Annotated in this window: 24 protein-coding genes; 21 read left to right on the top strand and 3 right to left on the bottom strand. The window is 31.8% G+C overall.

Annotation, left to right across the window (positions count from 1 at the left end):
- Positions 1-234 precede the first annotated feature (234 nt).
- From KGF50_RS16440 to KGF50_RS16340, 21 genes are all read left to right on the top strand, one after another.
- Complete coding sequence (locus KGF50_RS16440) at positions 235-435, top strand: helix-turn-helix domain-containing protein (RefSeq protein WP_227849069.1); 201 nt, start codon at positions 235-237, stop codon at positions 433-435.
- Complete coding sequence (locus KGF50_RS16435) at positions 428-916, top strand: hypothetical protein (protein WP_227849068.1); 489 nt, start codon at positions 428-430, stop codon at positions 914-916. The genes KGF50_RS16440 and KGF50_RS16435 overlap by 8 nt, the downstream gene beginning before the upstream one ends.
- A 65-nt stretch (positions 917-981) precedes the next feature.
- The gene (locus tag KGF50_RS16430) at positions 982-1,665 is read left to right on the top strand and encodes a hypothetical protein (protein WP_227849067.1); all 684 of its coding nucleotides are present in this window, start codon (positions 982-984) and stop codon (positions 1,663-1,665) included.
- Between the two features lie 14 nt (positions 1,666-1,679).
- Positions 1,680-3,836 (top strand): DNA polymerase, encoded by a 2,157-nt coding sequence (locus KGF50_RS16425; protein ID WP_227849066.1) that lies wholly within the window; start codon positions 1,680-1,682, stop codon positions 3,834-3,836.
- On the top strand, positions 3,833-4,054 hold the full coding sequence (locus KGF50_RS16420; protein WP_227849065.1) for a hypothetical protein: 222 nt from the start codon (positions 3,833-3,835) through the stop codon (positions 4,052-4,054). Before KGF50_RS16425 ends, KGF50_RS16420 begins: the two co-directional genes overlap by 4 nt.
- 221 nt (positions 4,055-4,275) lie before the next feature.
- Positions 4,276-4,551: a hypothetical protein gene (locus KGF50_RS16415; RefSeq protein WP_227849064.1), complete on the top strand. Its 276-nt coding sequence runs from the start codon at positions 4,276-4,278 to the stop codon at positions 4,549-4,551.
- Positions 4,539-5,090: a hypothetical protein gene (locus KGF50_RS16410; RefSeq protein ID WP_227849063.1), complete on the top strand. Its 552-nt coding sequence runs from the start codon at positions 4,539-4,541 to the stop codon at positions 5,088-5,090. The genes KGF50_RS16415 and KGF50_RS16410 overlap by 13 nt, the downstream gene beginning before the upstream one ends.
- 75 nt (positions 5,091-5,165) lie before the next feature.
- Positions 5,166-5,807 (top strand): hypothetical protein, encoded by a 642-nt coding sequence (locus KGF50_RS16405; protein ID WP_227849062.1) that lies wholly within the window; start codon positions 5,166-5,168, stop codon positions 5,805-5,807.
- 6 nt (positions 5,808-5,813) lie between these two features.
- Positions 5,814-5,951: a hypothetical protein gene (locus KGF50_RS16400; RefSeq protein WP_227849061.1), complete on the top strand. Its 138-nt coding sequence runs from the start codon at positions 5,814-5,816 to the stop codon at positions 5,949-5,951.
- A gap of 35 nt (positions 5,952-5,986) precedes the next feature.
- Positions 5,987-6,127: a hypothetical protein gene (locus KGF50_RS16395; protein WP_227849060.1), complete on the top strand. Its 141-nt coding sequence runs from the start codon at positions 5,987-5,989 to the stop codon at positions 6,125-6,127.
- Positions 6,128-6,158: 31 nt separating this feature from the next.
- Entirely contained in the window at positions 6,159-7,226 is a 1,068-nt protein-coding gene (locus tag KGF50_RS16390) for a hypothetical protein (RefSeq protein ID WP_227849059.1), read from the top strand.
- A 16-nt stretch (positions 7,227-7,242) separates the two neighbouring features.
- Positions 7,243-7,470 (top strand): hypothetical protein, encoded by a 228-nt coding sequence (locus tag KGF50_RS16385; protein ID WP_227849058.1) that lies wholly within the window; start codon positions 7,243-7,245, stop codon positions 7,468-7,470.
- Between the two features lie 5 nt (positions 7,471-7,475).
- The gene (locus tag KGF50_RS16380) at positions 7,476-7,682 is read left to right on the top strand and encodes a hypothetical protein (protein ID WP_227849057.1); all 207 of its coding nucleotides are present in this window, start codon (positions 7,476-7,478) and stop codon (positions 7,680-7,682) included.
- Between the two features lie 206 nt (positions 7,683-7,888).
- Complete coding sequence (locus KGF50_RS16375) at positions 7,889-8,134, top strand: hypothetical protein (RefSeq protein ID WP_227849056.1); 246 nt, start codon at positions 7,889-7,891, stop codon at positions 8,132-8,134.
- Between the two features lie 75 nt (positions 8,135-8,209).
- A complete protein-coding gene (locus tag KGF50_RS16370; protein ID WP_227849055.1) occupies positions 8,210-8,359 on the top strand; it encodes a hypothetical protein in 150 nt (49 codons plus the stop codon).
- 2 nt (positions 8,360-8,361) lie between these two features.
- Positions 8,362-8,508 carry a hypothetical protein gene (locus KGF50_RS16365; protein ID WP_227849054.1) on the top strand — a complete coding sequence of 49 codons (147 nt, stop codon included), beginning with the start codon at positions 8,362-8,364 and terminating at the stop codon, positions 8,506-8,508.
- Between the two features lie 298 nt (positions 8,509-8,806).
- Positions 8,807-9,565 (top strand): DUF3597 family protein, encoded by a 759-nt coding sequence (locus KGF50_RS16360; RefSeq protein ID WP_227849053.1) that lies wholly within the window; start codon positions 8,807-8,809, stop codon positions 9,563-9,565.
- Positions 9,566-9,567: 2 nt separating this feature from the next.
- Positions 9,568-10,284, top strand: a complete 717-nt coding sequence (locus tag KGF50_RS16355; protein WP_227849052.1) for a glucosaminidase domain-containing protein — start codon at positions 9,568-9,570, stop codon at positions 10,282-10,284.
- Between the two features lie 4 nt (positions 10,285-10,288).
- Positions 10,289-11,239, top strand: coding sequence for a hypothetical protein (locus tag KGF50_RS16350; RefSeq protein WP_227849051.1), 951 nt, complete (start codon positions 10,289-10,291; stop codon positions 11,237-11,239).
- 23 nt (positions 11,240-11,262) lie between these two features.
- Positions 11,263-11,691 carry a hypothetical protein gene (locus KGF50_RS16345; RefSeq protein WP_227849050.1) on the top strand — a complete coding sequence of 143 codons (429 nt, stop codon included), beginning with the start codon at positions 11,263-11,265 and terminating at the stop codon, positions 11,689-11,691.
- A gap of 3 nt (positions 11,692-11,694) precedes the next feature.
- Positions 11,695-12,393 carry an N-acetylmuramoyl-L-alanine amidase gene (locus KGF50_RS16340; RefSeq protein ID WP_227849049.1) on the top strand — a complete coding sequence of 233 codons (699 nt, stop codon included), beginning with the start codon at positions 11,695-11,697 and terminating at the stop codon, positions 12,391-12,393.
- Positions 12,394-12,408: 15 nt separating this feature from the next.
- Here the strand turns inward: KGF50_RS16340 and KGF50_RS16335 are convergent, their stop codons facing one another.
- The 3 genes from KGF50_RS16335 to KGF50_RS16325 all read right to left on the bottom strand — a co-directional run bounded on the left by KGF50_RS16335 (position 12,409) and on the right by KGF50_RS16325 (position 13,500).
- A complete protein-coding gene (locus KGF50_RS16335) occupies positions 12,409-12,705 on the bottom strand; it encodes a hypothetical protein (RefSeq protein ID WP_227849048.1) in 297 nt (98 codons plus the stop codon).
- 120 nt (positions 12,706-12,825) lie between these two features.
- Positions 12,826-13,107, bottom strand: a complete 282-nt coding sequence (locus KGF50_RS16330) for a hypothetical protein (protein ID WP_227849047.1) — start codon at positions 13,105-13,107, stop codon at positions 12,826-12,828.
- A gap of 192 nt (positions 13,108-13,299) precedes the next feature.
- Positions 13,300-13,500 carry a hypothetical protein gene (locus KGF50_RS16325; RefSeq protein ID WP_227849046.1) on the bottom strand — a complete coding sequence of 67 codons (201 nt, stop codon included), beginning with the start codon at positions 13,498-13,500 and terminating at the stop codon, positions 13,300-13,302.
- Positions 13,501-13,708: the final 208 nt, after the last annotated feature.

Below are 13,708 nucleotides of genomic sequence, written 5' to 3'. Positions count from 1 at the left end.
GCGTATTATAGCCCCTTCAAATTTATTTAGTAATATTAAACAAAATATTAGTCATACTAAACTACAAATATATATTATTATTTAGTTGACTTTTAGAACTTAATAGTATATAATGAACTTATAAGATAATAAAGAACTTAAGGAGGAATTACTAAATGTACGATACTAGTTGACTATTAACATGACTTAAAGGTATAATAGTTTATTATTATAACTTTAAAGGAGTAGATAACATTGAATGATAATTTTCCAAAATTGATTACAATAAAAGAAGCTAGTGAAATATTATGCGTTACTGAAAAAAGTGTAAGAGAGTATATACATAAAGGATATATAGTAGGGTATAAGTTTGAAAGGGCTTTAAGAGTTGACAAAGATAGCTTAATAAAATTTTTAAATGATAGTAAAATAATAGGAGGAATTGAAAATGAATAATGAATTAAATACGGAAGTTGAAGTAATAGGGTCTAATGATGTAATGTTAGTAAGTAAAGGTGATATGGCAAGTGTAGACATGATGGATAAACTAGAAAATCCGGACTCAAAGTTTTTCTGTTCTATAGTTGATGATGGGTCAAGAGCAAGTAAAGTAAAAATATACAACGCTATAAACTCAGCTGAGGAACAATTAACAGACCATTTAAATGAAACTCTTGAAATAGTTGACGTAGTAGCACATCCTATAACACTTACAGATATGAATACTGGAGAGTCTAAGGAGTGCTTAAGAACTGTACTAATAGATAAAGATGGTAAGGGGTATCAAGCTGTTTCTGAGGGAATAATTTCTTCTTTACAAAAGATTTTTATAATAGTAGGTAGACCTAGTTGGGTTGACGAACCAGTTTTAATTAAGCCTAAGCAGGTTACAACATCTAACAAATTTAAGGTTACTACTCTTGAACTGATAGGATAATAATTGTTAAGATATTAAAGAGGTGGTAAAATATTACTAACCTCTTTTTTTATTAATGAAAGGGGGTGGTTAAAATTAAACTCGACAATGAGGTAAGAAAAGCAAGGTATAAGGAACTTAGAGAACTAGGGTATACAAGAGAGGATGCACAAAGGATAAGGGGGTGGAATAATAACAGCTATTCTAAAGAAGTTAAGAAAGCTAAAAGAAGAATTGACTTACAGAACAAAAGAAAGCTTTTAAAAGATTTAGGATATAGCAGTAAAGAGGTTAACAAGCTACAACACAAAGGTAAGTCGTTTTTTGAAAGTTTAAAAGATAATGCTAAACAGCTGTACTTAATTTCTTTTTATAAAGACATTACAGATAACACAGACGCAGAATATTTTTACACTTATAAGAGGATTGCCGGTAGAATGAGTCAAGAAGCTTTAATTGATAACATTAATTACGCAATAAAAATTCCTGTTGGAGTTGGTGAATTAGGTAACTATAGTGTTATGGTTGTAAATAAAGACCAAGTACAAAATGCTATAAGTTTAAAAAATAAAGAGGGGTATTTAAAAGCTTATGGTGGGTACGGTGAAAAATTAAAGTCTATCCTAGCACATCTAAATATTATGATGTCTTGCTTATACGAGCCTTGGCGGAAATGGAGTTATATCTATGATTTTGTTGAACACTTGAAAAACTTAGACAATAAAAAAGCTAAAGATAATGCTTTATTATTAGAAAAACTTTTCTTATAAAAGGGGTGATAGTTATGTCCCGAGATATAAAAATTTGGACTTTAGATACTGAAACAAGAGGTCTATTTGGTGAAGTATTTAGGGTAGGATTATACGACGGATTTGAGTATTATGTTTATAACTCTTTTGATGATATTCTAAAGGTTATAAAAAGTAACAAGGAATACGAAAACCATGTATACGTTCATAATTTGGATTTTGACCTTGCAAAAATTGCACCTCAGCTTTTTAATAGTGACACTATTAACTTTGATAAATCTCTTTTTATTAACGGTAGTGTTGCAAGTTTGAAAACTGAATTAATGATTTTACATGATAGTTTAAAACTTTTACCTAGCAGTTTAGACAAGCTTTCAGACGACTTCGGCTTGACAACTACACATAAAATGAATGTTAATGACTACATAGTTAAAAGAGGTTGGGCTGTTTATAATAAAGATGGTTCTTTAAATGAAAAAGAAAGCAAAGGAAACTTTTTTATGAATGTTGAACCGGACGACGAAGTTTTAAACGAATACTTAAAACTAGATTGCATAGCTTTGTATGACATAATAAACAAGGTAATTGCAATAAGTGAACTAGAAATTGAAAAATTTATAATGTGTCCTACTACAGCAAGTTTGGCTATAAATGTTTTTAAAATAAACTATGCTGAGGATTACGAAAAAGCTACTAAAACAAAATACGTGGGTGAATGGGGTGAGTTCTTAGAAAGCTTTATACGTGTAGGTTATTATGGTGGTAGAACAGAAGTTTTTAAACCTTGGATTAATGAGGGTTTCCACTACGACGTTAACAGCCTATACCCTTATGTAATGAAAAATTTTAAGTACCCTGTTGGTTTTCCGAATTACAAAACAGGTGATGAAGCACTTAAGTTCTACCGCTACTGGAAAAAAACAGGAATAGGCGGAGGTTTTCTACACTGTAAGATAGACGTACCGGAAAATTTGTATATACCGCCTCTACCTTATAAAGACGATACAGGAAAGTTACTTTTTCCAACTGGAAAGCTAGAGGGTGTTTGGACTTTAGAGGAAATAAAAGTAGCTGAAAAAGTTGGTTGTACTGTTGAAAAAGTTGAACAACTTGTATACTTTCAAAAGATGGAAAGTATATTTAAAAGCTATATTGAATATTTTGAAGAAGTGAAGAACACTAGTAAAGGGGCTAAACGAAATTTTGCTAAACTAATGTTGAATACTCTATACGGTAAATTCGGTATGATAAGAGTTAGAAATACATTTTTAAACTATAGTGAAGTAGCTGTTGAGGAACTAAAAGAGAAACAAGAGCAGTATGTAGTACATGAACATACTAACAATTTAATGAATGTAAAATTTATAGAAACACTTTTTAGAAGTAAAGCCCAGTATATACAACCTCAAATTTCTGCTTATGTTACAAGTTATGCAAGGATTTTACTGTATGAGGGTCTACTTAAGCAACAGGAAAAAGGAGAAGTAGCATATTGTGATACAGATAGTATAGCATGTACTACACAGATGGATGAAACACTTGTACATGATAAAGAGTTTGGAAAGTGGAAGCTGGAAAGTAGCATTGAAAAAGCTATATTTTTGCAACCTAAATTTTATTCTGAAAAAAATACAGATGGTGAAACAATAAGAGCAAAAGGTATACCTAAACAAGTAATGTCTACTTTTAGTTTTGAAACATACGAAAAATGGCTTGAACAATTTAGAGATAAATCTGTTAATAGAATTGATGTTTTTGAAGGTTTAGAGGGTCGTAAAAAATTCATGTCTAGCTTAAAACAAAATGAAAACTTTGATACTAAAGTCATGTTTACTAAAAGTATAAACTTAAAACTTACACAAAAAAGGAAAATGGACTATATCGAAAACACGACTAGCCCACACACTAAATATTGCTATGGTGATAAACAGTCTGACCAGGACATATTAACCATAGACTATTTTACTAATAAACTTAACGAGTACAATGACGACGACACAATTCTAAATGACATATTAGAAATTGGCTATATCAAGATACCACGAAAAAATTCTTCTATTTATAAATTATATAATAAATTGGGTCAAAATGCTAGATGTAAGTACTTTAAAAAACAAGGTATTGACATTAAAGAGTGGTGCAGTTTAACAGGTTGGAACATAGAGGAACTTTTTTCTGAAATGAGTCTATGATTAAATTGACTAACAGAGAAGAAGAAGTTTACATTTTTATATTAGAATACAAGTCGTTGTACGGTTATGCTCCTTCTATACGAGATATAGCTGGAGGTGTTTATTGTAGTGTAGGCTATGCAAGCAGAATAGTAAAAATTTTACAAACAAAAGGGTATATAAACTATACCCCACATACACCAAGAAGTATAGTAATAAATAAAAGCATACCAATCTAGGTATGCTTTTTTGAACACATGTATACTTACAAAGACAAAATAAAACATATATAATATAGTTAAATACTCATATTCATTATTTTACAAAATATGAATATCTCCTTATATAAGAAAAAACACTGCTGGTTGGGGCAGTGTTTTTTTTTGAACGTTTGTATACTTATACATTACCAATATTTGTAATATTATATAATCATCCTAACAAATAAAGGAGTGGTAAAATGGCTAAAAAGAAAGAACTAGAAGAAAATGAAGAAGTAGAAGAAAAAGAAACAGATACAGAAAAGGAAGGAGATGAAATACCAAAATGGGCGAACAACTTTCTAAATCAAATGAAAAAAATACTAAATCCGGAAGTGCAGGAAGTAAAAGTACCAGTACCACCAAAACCGGAGCCGGAACAAATAGTCAATCCGGAACAGCTAGTCAACCCGGAACAGGAGCAGGAGCAGGAAAAAACAACTCTGAAGAAAAACTTCCTAGATTGGTTTCTGTAGAAGTACCGAACGAGTCTGAAGAAGAAAGAAAAAAGAGAGAAGAAAGAAATCAAAAGCGTAGAGAAAAGTACGCTGCACAAAAAAGTACTACGAAAAAAACTTCTAAGAAAAAAGAAAACAATACTATAGACACAACACAAATAAACGTTTTATTAGAAACTGTTTCAGTCATAATTTCATCTAGACCGGGATGGGAAATATGGCGACTATCCACACACGAAATCGAACAAATTACTATACCACTTACAAATATATTAAAGAAAAGTGAAGCTTTTGACGGACTAGGTGAATATGCTGACCACATAGCACTAGCAGTCGCTTGTATTACTATTATAGCACCAAGAATAATTATAACTTTACAAAAACAAAAGGAGGCTAAAAAGTTTGAACTTACTAGACAACGAACAGATACAAGACCTACCAAGGTCGACAAAGCAGGAGAGGTTGTTTCTGATAGTAAACCAGTTACTAGACCAGCTACCAATAACAGTCAAAATGATGGCTCAGACCTATCTACAATCATCCCTTCAATTATGTAACGATATTGACGATGATAAAATTGACGGGTTACTTGACTCCATAATAGAAACTGTTAATTTTATAAAAGGGTAAAAATGAGTTTATATATAAATACTGACGAACATGTTTTCATAGCAGGTATGACAGGTTCGGGGAAAAGCTACTTGGCTGAAAACTACTTAGCATCTTACAAAAATGTTGTAAAGTTAGATACTAAAGATGAAGTTACAGAGAGAAGAAAACAAGGTAAACCTCTTTGGGGTAGTCTTGTTGAAAATAAAGACTTTACAGTAGTTACAACACTAACAGAAATAGAAACGGTTACAACAGATAAAATCATATATGTACCAAATTTTGAGGAACAAAACTTAGATTTTTATAATGCACTTATGAAGTGGGTTTACTATAGAGAAAATACTATATTGTGGATTGACGAGTTAATGAGTGTTGCAGAAAGTGCTACTAAATACCCGCAATACTTAAAAGCCCTCATGACTAGGGGTAGAAGTAAAAATGTAGCTGTTTGGAGTCTAACACAAAGACCCGTTGATATTCCTACTATTTGTACAGCTAATAGCACCCACTTTTTTGTCTTTGACCTAATGCTAGAGCAAGACAGGTATAAAATGATGCAGGTTACAGGCATGCCGGAAATGAAAGAAAGACCCGGAAAGTACTTGTTTTGGTATTTTAAAAATGGTAATGACAAATGTATAAAAGCAACTTTAAAGAGGTGATAAAAAATGGATAAATTCGCAGGTATAGGTTTTATAAACATACTACTGATATGGCTCGTATGTTCTTTACTATCATTAATGTTTAAAGTAATTTTTACTAAGTATGAAGTAGAAGGACTGAGTCAAGTTGTAAGAGCCAGTTAAAAAACTTTTTTAACTTTTGAAGGGGGGTGATACTTATGGGTAAACTTCTTTCACCATCATGGTGGCTATCTATGTTTGTAACAACTTTTATGACAATGCTTTTTATTTATCTAATAAAAGGTATGACAAACAAATTTAATATACCTGTTGCTAAAGACATAGCAAACGGTGTATAAAAAATTATAAAAACTGGAGGATTAAAAAAGAATGGCAGAAAAACAAAAACTGACAGCTAGTCAAAGAGCACAACTTTTTGCACAAGCTACAAGAGAAAACAGACAGATGTTACCTCGTATGACAGCAACACAAGGGGCTACAACTTTACAATGTAACCTACCAAAAGCACGTTTACTTAGTAAAGTTTTATTTGATGTGGAGGGGGTTGTAAAAATTAAACATGCTAGTGAAACAACTCTTACACCCCCACCTTTTGCACCTTACACTCTTATAAGACAGATAAGATTAGATTTAAATAATGGTTTTGCCCCTTTTGCGATAAGTGGACAAGACATTGCAATGTACAACATGGTACGTTTAAATCCTAATATTATTTTACCACAAAATAAAAACGATAGGGGATATTGTTTCCAACCAACTTATGTAGCTTCATCCGCTGGAACAGACAACAAGTTTAAATTTACAGTTGAGTTACCAGTTGCACTAAACGAACGTGACCCAATAGGTTTAATATTATTACAAAATGACATGACAAATGTTACATTGTCAATTGACATTGCCAATGATGCTGACATGTTCGGCAACAAAGAAGGTTTTGAAATAACATTACAAAATGTTGATATTACGCCTTCTACACATACTTTTAGTTTACCAGCAGTACAAGAAGCCTTCCCGGATTTATCTGTTATAAAACTTGTAAACAGTAGAGTTGAGTCCGTTCCGGGGAATGGTCAAAATATCATAAAATTGGACACTGGTACTATATATAGAAAAATAATAATATACGCAACTGACGTAGACGGTAACCCACTTTCTGACGCTGATATTAACAGCAATATAGAGTTAGTATTTAACCAAGCTGACATAAACTATAGTGTAAGAGCAGAAACACTTGCACACATAAATGAAAGCCAGCTAGGTTTTGCACTTCCAAAAGGTATGTTTATATTTGATTTTGCTTATCAAGGTATACCTGGTCTTGGAGGGTCAAGGGACTACGTTGACACTGAAAAACTTACAGAATTTTGGATAAGATTCAGCACTAAAAATGCTGGTAAAATACATGTCATAAGTGAAAAACTTGCAAGACTAAAATAGACGAGGGGGTTATAAAATGGGTGACGGATTAGGTCTTTACATGAAAGATTTGTACCCAAACATGGGGATACAAGACACCTCAAATTCTGTAACTCCTGACGCTGACGACCAAGACGCTTTGGGGGAAATGGATAAGGAACTAGCAGAAAAAGGGGACTTAAACACAGCCAGTAAGTTTAATATCTACCTTGCAATAATTTTAATAGCCCTAGCAGTTATTTTTCTAGGTGCTATAGGAAGGTAGTTTTTATGGAATATCAAGCTTTAATTCAGTTAATATCCGGAGTTGGGTTTCCAATTTTTATGTGTCTTATGCTTATGACAGACAATAAAAAGAAAATGGAAGAACTTACTACTGTTATAGACAAAAACACTCTTACAATAGAAAAGCTTTACGCAATTATAGAAATACAGCAAAAAAATACTACTGAAATGTTTTTAAAAGCTAATGAGTAAAACACTATTTCTTTCTATAATAATAATTCTGTTGTGGGTGTTTGTTATAAAAAAAGACGATAACGAAAAGTTGAAAAAAGAGAGTAACACTGACAAAACCAGTACAAATAATACGTCAAATCTAAAGTTACATACTGTTTAGGAGGGATATTATGAAAAAAGATTTATTTTTCTTTATACTCGCACTTTTATGTATGTGGCTGGTGATGGACGAGTATTGGGGGGATAAAAGAATTTCAAAATTTGTAGTAGGTATTATTCCCGAAACTGAGAGAAACCAGTGGACACCTTTTGGTGGAGGTACTGACCAAAAAAGTGGTGTTGGTGAAAAACCACATGGGTTTGATGGGTATGGAAACGTAGGTAATCTCCCGGGTGGTACAGATAAAAAAGAAGAAAAAGACAAGAATACTTCTAAAACAAATACGTCTTTAAAATCTTATACTATATAAAAAGGGGGGCTTAAAATTAAATACTTTTATAAACAATTAGGTTTTATTATAGCTTTTTTATGCCTTACCCTCGTAATGCAGATGTCAATGGGTGACAAATTTTCTGAAAGGTTTTTATATGTAGTACTTCTAAGTATGGTAATGCTTAACTCAGAAAAGTTTACATCGCTTTTAGACTCTAGTTTTACAATAAATAAAGAAAGCAAAAAAGAAGGGAAGGGGTAGAATTGAATCAAATAGCAAAAGTACTTTCCGGAATTGGTATGCTTATAACAATATATTTGTTTTTAAGTAAAGGTACACAGACAGTTAACATTATAAACTCGCTAGGCAAAAATAGCGTAAGTGGTATAAAAACACTTCAAGGAAGGTAGTGGATAAAATGGATTATAGAGCAATAATTAATAACTTTGCTTACAATAGTCTAAACAACACTCCCGACATACCCGACCTTCACTTAATGGTTGGGTGTGCCGAACGTTTAGACTCTATACCTGTACTACTTTTCACCGACTACTTTTCACCTAACGTGCAAAATAAAGCGGTAGTAAATGCGATAGATTATACTCCGTGGGAAAAGGTCAACCCCGACTTGCAAGGAGAAAAACTATCAATGGAAATGTTCCCGACTGAGTCATTCTATTTAGGAGATGTTAGGGGGTCGTTGTATTAATGGATATAGAACAGGTTTACCCTTCATCTAAAAAAGGTTCTAAGAAAAATAAAAACTTTTTCATGATAGCAGTTGGTGGAGTTGCATTTTTAGGTATTGTTGCACTTTTTAAAAGTAATAGCGGTGATAGTGGGGGAGGTTTAGAACAACCATCCGGGTATGACGGTTACCCTCAAATTGCAGACAATACTGAAAGCATTATGAACGCTACTACTCAGCTTTTAAATGAAGCTTTAGCTGGACAAAATGAGTCAATAAAAGATTTAGCTGAAAGCATGAAAGACCAAACTCAAGCTACGCAGGAAATGATAAATAGTCAATTTGAAACAATACAGGAAAACAATAAAAGTCAACTTGAAATGTTTATGGAAAATATGGATTTATTAAGAGAGAGTTTTACAGAAAGTATGTCTTATGTACAAGAACAAAATAAATCTTTCATGGAGCAAACTAACAAGATAGCCCAATCTATTTCCGATACAGCTAACAAGGTGAATGAAACAGTAAACAAGATTCCAAGTGAAATACCAACAAAGTCACCTGCCCCAGAAAAGAAACCAGAAAACAATAAGCCTAAGCCTTTAATAAAATCTGGTTATAAAGGTGTTTCAATAGTAGACGCTTTAAAATATTCTGGAGTTGACAGTTCATTAGCTAACCGTAAAAAATTGGCGGCAAAAATGGGTATTCAAGGATATAAGGGTACAGCTAAACAAAACGACTTACTTCTTAAACTCTTAAGACAAGGCGGGGCTTAAAAATGGGTGTTCAGTTAACCCAAGAAATGATAGCAGGGGCTCAGCGTGCTGAAAAAGAATATGGAGTTCCAGCTTCGATAAGCCTTGCACAAATAGTATTAGAGTCGGGAGGTTCTAATCCGGGAGGTTTGTCGGGTCTAGCTTACAACGCTAAAAACCTGTTTGGTATAAAAGCAGGTAGTAGTTGGGTAGGTGCTGTTGTACGTATGCTTACGACAGAGTATGGAAAAGGTAATAAGCCTTATAAAACTTACGCTAACTTTAGAAAGTACAACTCATATCAAGAAAGCATAGTAGACCATGCAAAGCTATTAAAAAACAGCAGGTATACAAAGCATACTAACGGTGCCACTACACTCGAAGAGTATGCAAGAGGTATCAAAGCAGGTGGTTATGCAACAGACGCTAACTATGCACAACAGCTTGTAAATATTATAAATAAGCAGGGTCTTAACAAATATGATGGGGGTTCTGTACAAAATATAATAAAGGGAGCAACAGGTGGTACAAGTGTAATAGGTGGCGGAACTACTATGGATACCACAGGTCAACAAGGTGGTAGTTCATCAAATTTGAAATGGTGGGGTAACATAGTAGTTGTTGTAATAGTAATACTTTTAATTGGTGTCGGGCTTGTATTCTTCGTAGGAAGTTTTGGAGGTGTTGACAATATTGACCCTGTTTCAAAAACTAAAAAATTTGTTAAGAAGGGGGCTTAAAATTTTGGATTTAAATAGTAAAAACAATTCCGGTTTAAAAAACTGGAGAGAGATAACACAAGTAGTACCAGCTAAAAACACTTTAGTTGTTAACTTAGATAAAAGACCCAACTGGTACTATGTAAACAATTTATCATCTTGCGAATTATTTCTAAGTATAACAGGTATACCAAGCGAAAATGCTTACGACTTAAAAATACCACCACAAGGTCAAGAACAGACTGCAAGACCTGTTGGAACAGATTTTATAAGAATATACAACAATAGTGCAGAGGATGCTTTAATAAAAATACAAACTGATGTTGTAGACTTCAACCCTACCATGCTAGTAGGTTCAGTTGGAACTTCTCAAAGTGGTGGAAGTGGTGGGGGTGGAACATCAGACAATGTAACTATAAAAAGCTTCGGTGCATCCCTACCTGCGGGTAATAATAAAATAGGTACAGTAGACATTAGTAAGATGCCCGAAATTCCTCTAAAGTTAGATAGTGCTTTACCAAGCGGTACTAACAATATAGGTAATGTAAAAGTTACTTCACTACCAGCCTTACCAGCAGGGGAAAACCATTTAGGAACTGTTAACATAAACTCTATGCCACAACTTCCAGCAGGTTCAAATATCATAGGTAAAGTTGCTATAGACGGTAAAATAGAGATTAAAGAGGTTGTTTTTGGTCAAGACAAAACTTATGTAACTAATAACTCCTCACTTAAAGACAGCGAAGTTGTCACATCACTACACAATTTTAACGTAATAAATTTCTTAGCAAATGATGGGGATGCTGACCTAAAATGTGAGATATATAAAGAAGATAAAATAAGTCTAGGTGACGATATAATAATAAAAAAAGGTGAGAGTTTACAAGACTTAAAAATAAAAGGTTATGGTATAAAACTTACTGTAGCAGGTGGTACTGGTGCATGTAAATATAGATATTTAACAACAAATGACTAATTAAAAAAGGGAGAGATATAAAAATGGGATTAGTAAAAAATGCAGTAGCAACAGGATTAACAGAAGCAAAGCCGGGTTTAAAACAAGTTTTTAAATTAAATAAAATGTTAGACCAAGTATATGTTCTAAAGAAGAAGCAAGAGGTTAGGTTTTTAGAGTGTAACATGAAAAAAGGTCTATACGGGTTAACTTTTATGGCTACATCAGATTCTAACAATAGTTCAATAGATTTAGTTGTAAAAAACTGGAAGGATAACACAGAAGTTGAAAGATTGTCTATAAATATAGATACAGAGTTTACACTTCAAAAACTAAACTTTAGCATACCAGCAGATGGTCATTACAATTTATATTTCCAATCAAATGACCTTATGGAACAAACTGTAGAGTTTTTAAATGCTTCAATAACTGTAGATGAATCTTACATTGACTTTATGAGTGTATTCTTCTAAAAAATGAAAATATGTTTATCAGTAGGTCATAGTGTACTAAAAAATGGTAGCACAACTAGTGCTGATGGTATTATAAACGAGTATTTTTATAACAAAGCTTTAGCACCTTATTTATCTGTAGAGTTACAGAAAATAGGTCATAGTGTAGATGTTGTAATATGCCCTGAACAAAAGTTCAAAAGCAAAGAGGACGAGCCTAAGCACAAGTTACCACTTATAAATAGTAAAAACTATGACCTTATAATAGAGTTACATTTAAACTGTTATAATAAAAAAGCAAAGGGTACTACTGTTCTATATGTTTCTAAAGCAGGGAAACAGTTTGCTGAAAAGGTTCAGTCTAAACTTTCAACAGCCTTTACAAATAGAAAGACAACTTTAAGGAAAGACTTGTACATGCTAACTAAGACAAAAGCACCTTGCATAATGATAGAGTCATTCTTCTGTGATAATAAAGATGATTGTGAAATAGCTAGGAAAATTGGTTTTACAGGAGTGGCGAAACTAATTGCAACAGCTTTAACAGACGATAGTTTAAAGCCTAAGTCAGAAATAAAGTCAATAGTTGATTATATGAAGTCAGTAAACATGGACTCTAGTTTTAATAACAGAAGAACATTAGCTAGTAAATTTGGTATAAAAGATTACAAAGGAACTGAAAGTCAAAATATACAGTTGTTAGAAAAAATAAGAACCCTATAAAAATAGGGTTCTTTTTTACTTATTTAAGTATTCATTTCTATAAAAATAAATTTCTTCATAGTTGAAAACATGTGGTAAAAGATTTTTTAGAGTGTCCATTTCTTCTTTTTTATTTTTTAAATTATCATCAAGCTTGAAAATGTTAGGTGTATTATATTCCTTATTTCTAAGCTTAAAAAGTTCATCATCAATAATAGATATTTCACAAAACAACTCTAAAACCCTTTTACAAATACTGTTAAATATAACATTTTTATCTTTAATCATTAAATCAGCTATATCTATCTTTTTTTCTACATTAATAGTTTCCATTTAAACCACTCCTGTGTTATAATAAAAAATAGGTATTTAAACCTTAAGAAAGTAAATATATTTATCTTTTTTCCTTATTTAAAGAACCTTGGTTAACCGGTAAAAAACGTTAGGTTCTTTTTATAATTCTTCAATCATTTCCTTAACATTCTCATATATGTTTTCTTGTATATCTTTCATGTTATAAAACTTTGCTTTGTATTCTTTTAAATAATCCTGCATGTATGTAATAGCTTCATAACTTTTATCATATATATTACAATCCATTCCTTGACCTGTATAGTTTATAAAAAAGTTTAACTCCTTATCTTTTATATAGTATCCACACTCATACATACCTTCGTAGTTATTTAAAACCTCATTAATATCTTTTTTTATCTGTTCTTTAGTAATTTTTATCATAGTGTATCACTCCTTTTAATTACATTATATTACAAACTTAAAATTATCTAAAGTATTATAGCGACTTTATTTTACTTTTTTATGTTAAATAAACCTTATGTTTTTATAAAAGCTACGTTACCATTTTGAGACTGTATTATAATTTTTTCTCATCAGATAACATTATTATTTACAATATGATTATTTAACCCATCAAGATATTTCAACATCCTTGATAGACTCATTCATCCTGTTAATAATAACTTTTCTTTTACTACTATTTAGTACTAGGTTAAAACTGTAATAATTTCTTTGCCATGTATCACTAAAGAAAGCCACAACTCCATCATCATTATTATATTCTGTTGTTAAGTATTTACATAACTTAATAACACATTGTACATCAGTTAGCATAACATCACCTCTTTTCACTATGTTATAGGTTCGTTATATTACTTATATGTATCTTAAGTTCGTTAAGTTTATTATACTATATATTTTACTACTATGTCAACATAAAGTTTATAAAGTACGTTAAGTTTGCTAAGTATATTTGTAGTTTAGTATGACTAATATTTTGTTTAATATTACTAAATAAATTTGAAGGGGCTATAATACGCTC

The sequence above is a fragment of the Clostridioides sp. ZZV15-6598 genome (assembly GCF_020657705.1).
GTDB lineage: Bacteria > Bacillota > Clostridia > Peptostreptococcales > Peptostreptococcaceae > Clostridioides > Clostridioides difficile_F.
Note: the sequence above shows the minus strand (reverse complement) of the source record. Positions and strands in the feature narration are given on the sequence as shown.

Excerpts from the sequence above, each read along its gene's own strand:
- KGF50_RS16435 (WP_227849068.1), top strand. The coding sequence starts at position 428 with ATGAATAATGAATTAAATACGGAAGTTGAAGTAATAGGGTCTAATGAT.
- KGF50_RS16425 (WP_227849066.1), top strand. The coding sequence starts at position 1,680 with ATGTCCCGAGATATAAAAATTTGGACTTTAGATACTGAAACAAGAGGT.
- KGF50_RS16420 (WP_227849065.1), top strand. The coding sequence starts at position 3,833 with ATGATTAAATTGACTAACAGAGAAGAAGAAGTTTACATTTTTATATTA.
- KGF50_RS16415 (WP_227849064.1), top strand. The coding sequence starts at position 4,276 with ATGGCTAAAAAGAAAGAACTAGAAGAAAATGAAGAAGTAGAAGAAAAA.
- KGF50_RS16405 (WP_227849062.1), top strand. The coding sequence starts at position 5,166 with ATGAGTTTATATATAAATACTGACGAACATGTTTTCATAGCAGGTATG.
- KGF50_RS16400 (WP_227849061.1), top strand. The coding sequence starts at position 5,814 with ATGGATAAATTCGCAGGTATAGGTTTTATAAACATACTACTGATATGG.
- KGF50_RS16395 (WP_227849060.1), top strand. The coding sequence starts at position 5,987 with ATGGGTAAACTTCTTTCACCATCATGGTGGCTATCTATGTTTGTAACA.
- KGF50_RS16390 (WP_227849059.1), top strand. The coding sequence starts at position 6,159 with ATGGCAGAAAAACAAAAACTGACAGCTAGTCAAAGAGCACAACTTTTT.
- KGF50_RS16385 (WP_227849058.1), top strand. The coding sequence starts at position 7,243 with ATGGGTGACGGATTAGGTCTTTACATGAAAGATTTGTACCCAAACATG.
- KGF50_RS16380 (WP_227849057.1), top strand. The coding sequence starts at position 7,476 with ATGGAATATCAAGCTTTAATTCAGTTAATATCCGGAGTTGGGTTTCCA.
- KGF50_RS16375 (WP_227849056.1), top strand. The coding sequence starts at position 7,889 with ATGGACGAGTATTGGGGGGATAAAAGAATTTCAAAATTTGTAGTAGGT.
- KGF50_RS16370 (WP_227849055.1), top strand. The coding sequence starts at position 8,210 with ATGCAGATGTCAATGGGTGACAAATTTTCTGAAAGGTTTTTATATGTA.
- KGF50_RS16360 (WP_227849053.1), top strand. The coding sequence starts at position 8,807 with ATGGATATAGAACAGGTTTACCCTTCATCTAAAAAAGGTTCTAAGAAA.
- KGF50_RS16355 (WP_227849052.1), top strand. The coding sequence starts at position 9,568 with ATGGGTGTTCAGTTAACCCAAGAAATGATAGCAGGGGCTCAGCGTGCT.
- KGF50_RS16345 (WP_227849050.1), top strand. The coding sequence starts at position 11,263 with ATGGGATTAGTAAAAAATGCAGTAGCAACAGGATTAACAGAAGCAAAG.
- KGF50_RS16340 (WP_227849049.1), top strand. The coding sequence starts at position 11,695 with ATGAAAATATGTTTATCAGTAGGTCATAGTGTACTAAAAAATGGTAGC.
- KGF50_RS16335 (WP_227849048.1), bottom strand. The coding sequence starts at position 12,705 with ATGGAAACTATTAATGTAGAAAAAAAGATAGATATAGCTGATTTAATG.
- KGF50_RS16330 (WP_227849047.1), bottom strand. The coding sequence starts at position 13,107 with ATGATAAAAATTACTAAAGAACAGATAAAAAAAGATATTAATGAGGTT.
- KGF50_RS16325 (WP_227849046.1), bottom strand. The coding sequence starts at position 13,500 with ATGCTAACTGATGTACAATGTGTTATTAAGTTATGTAAATACTTAACA.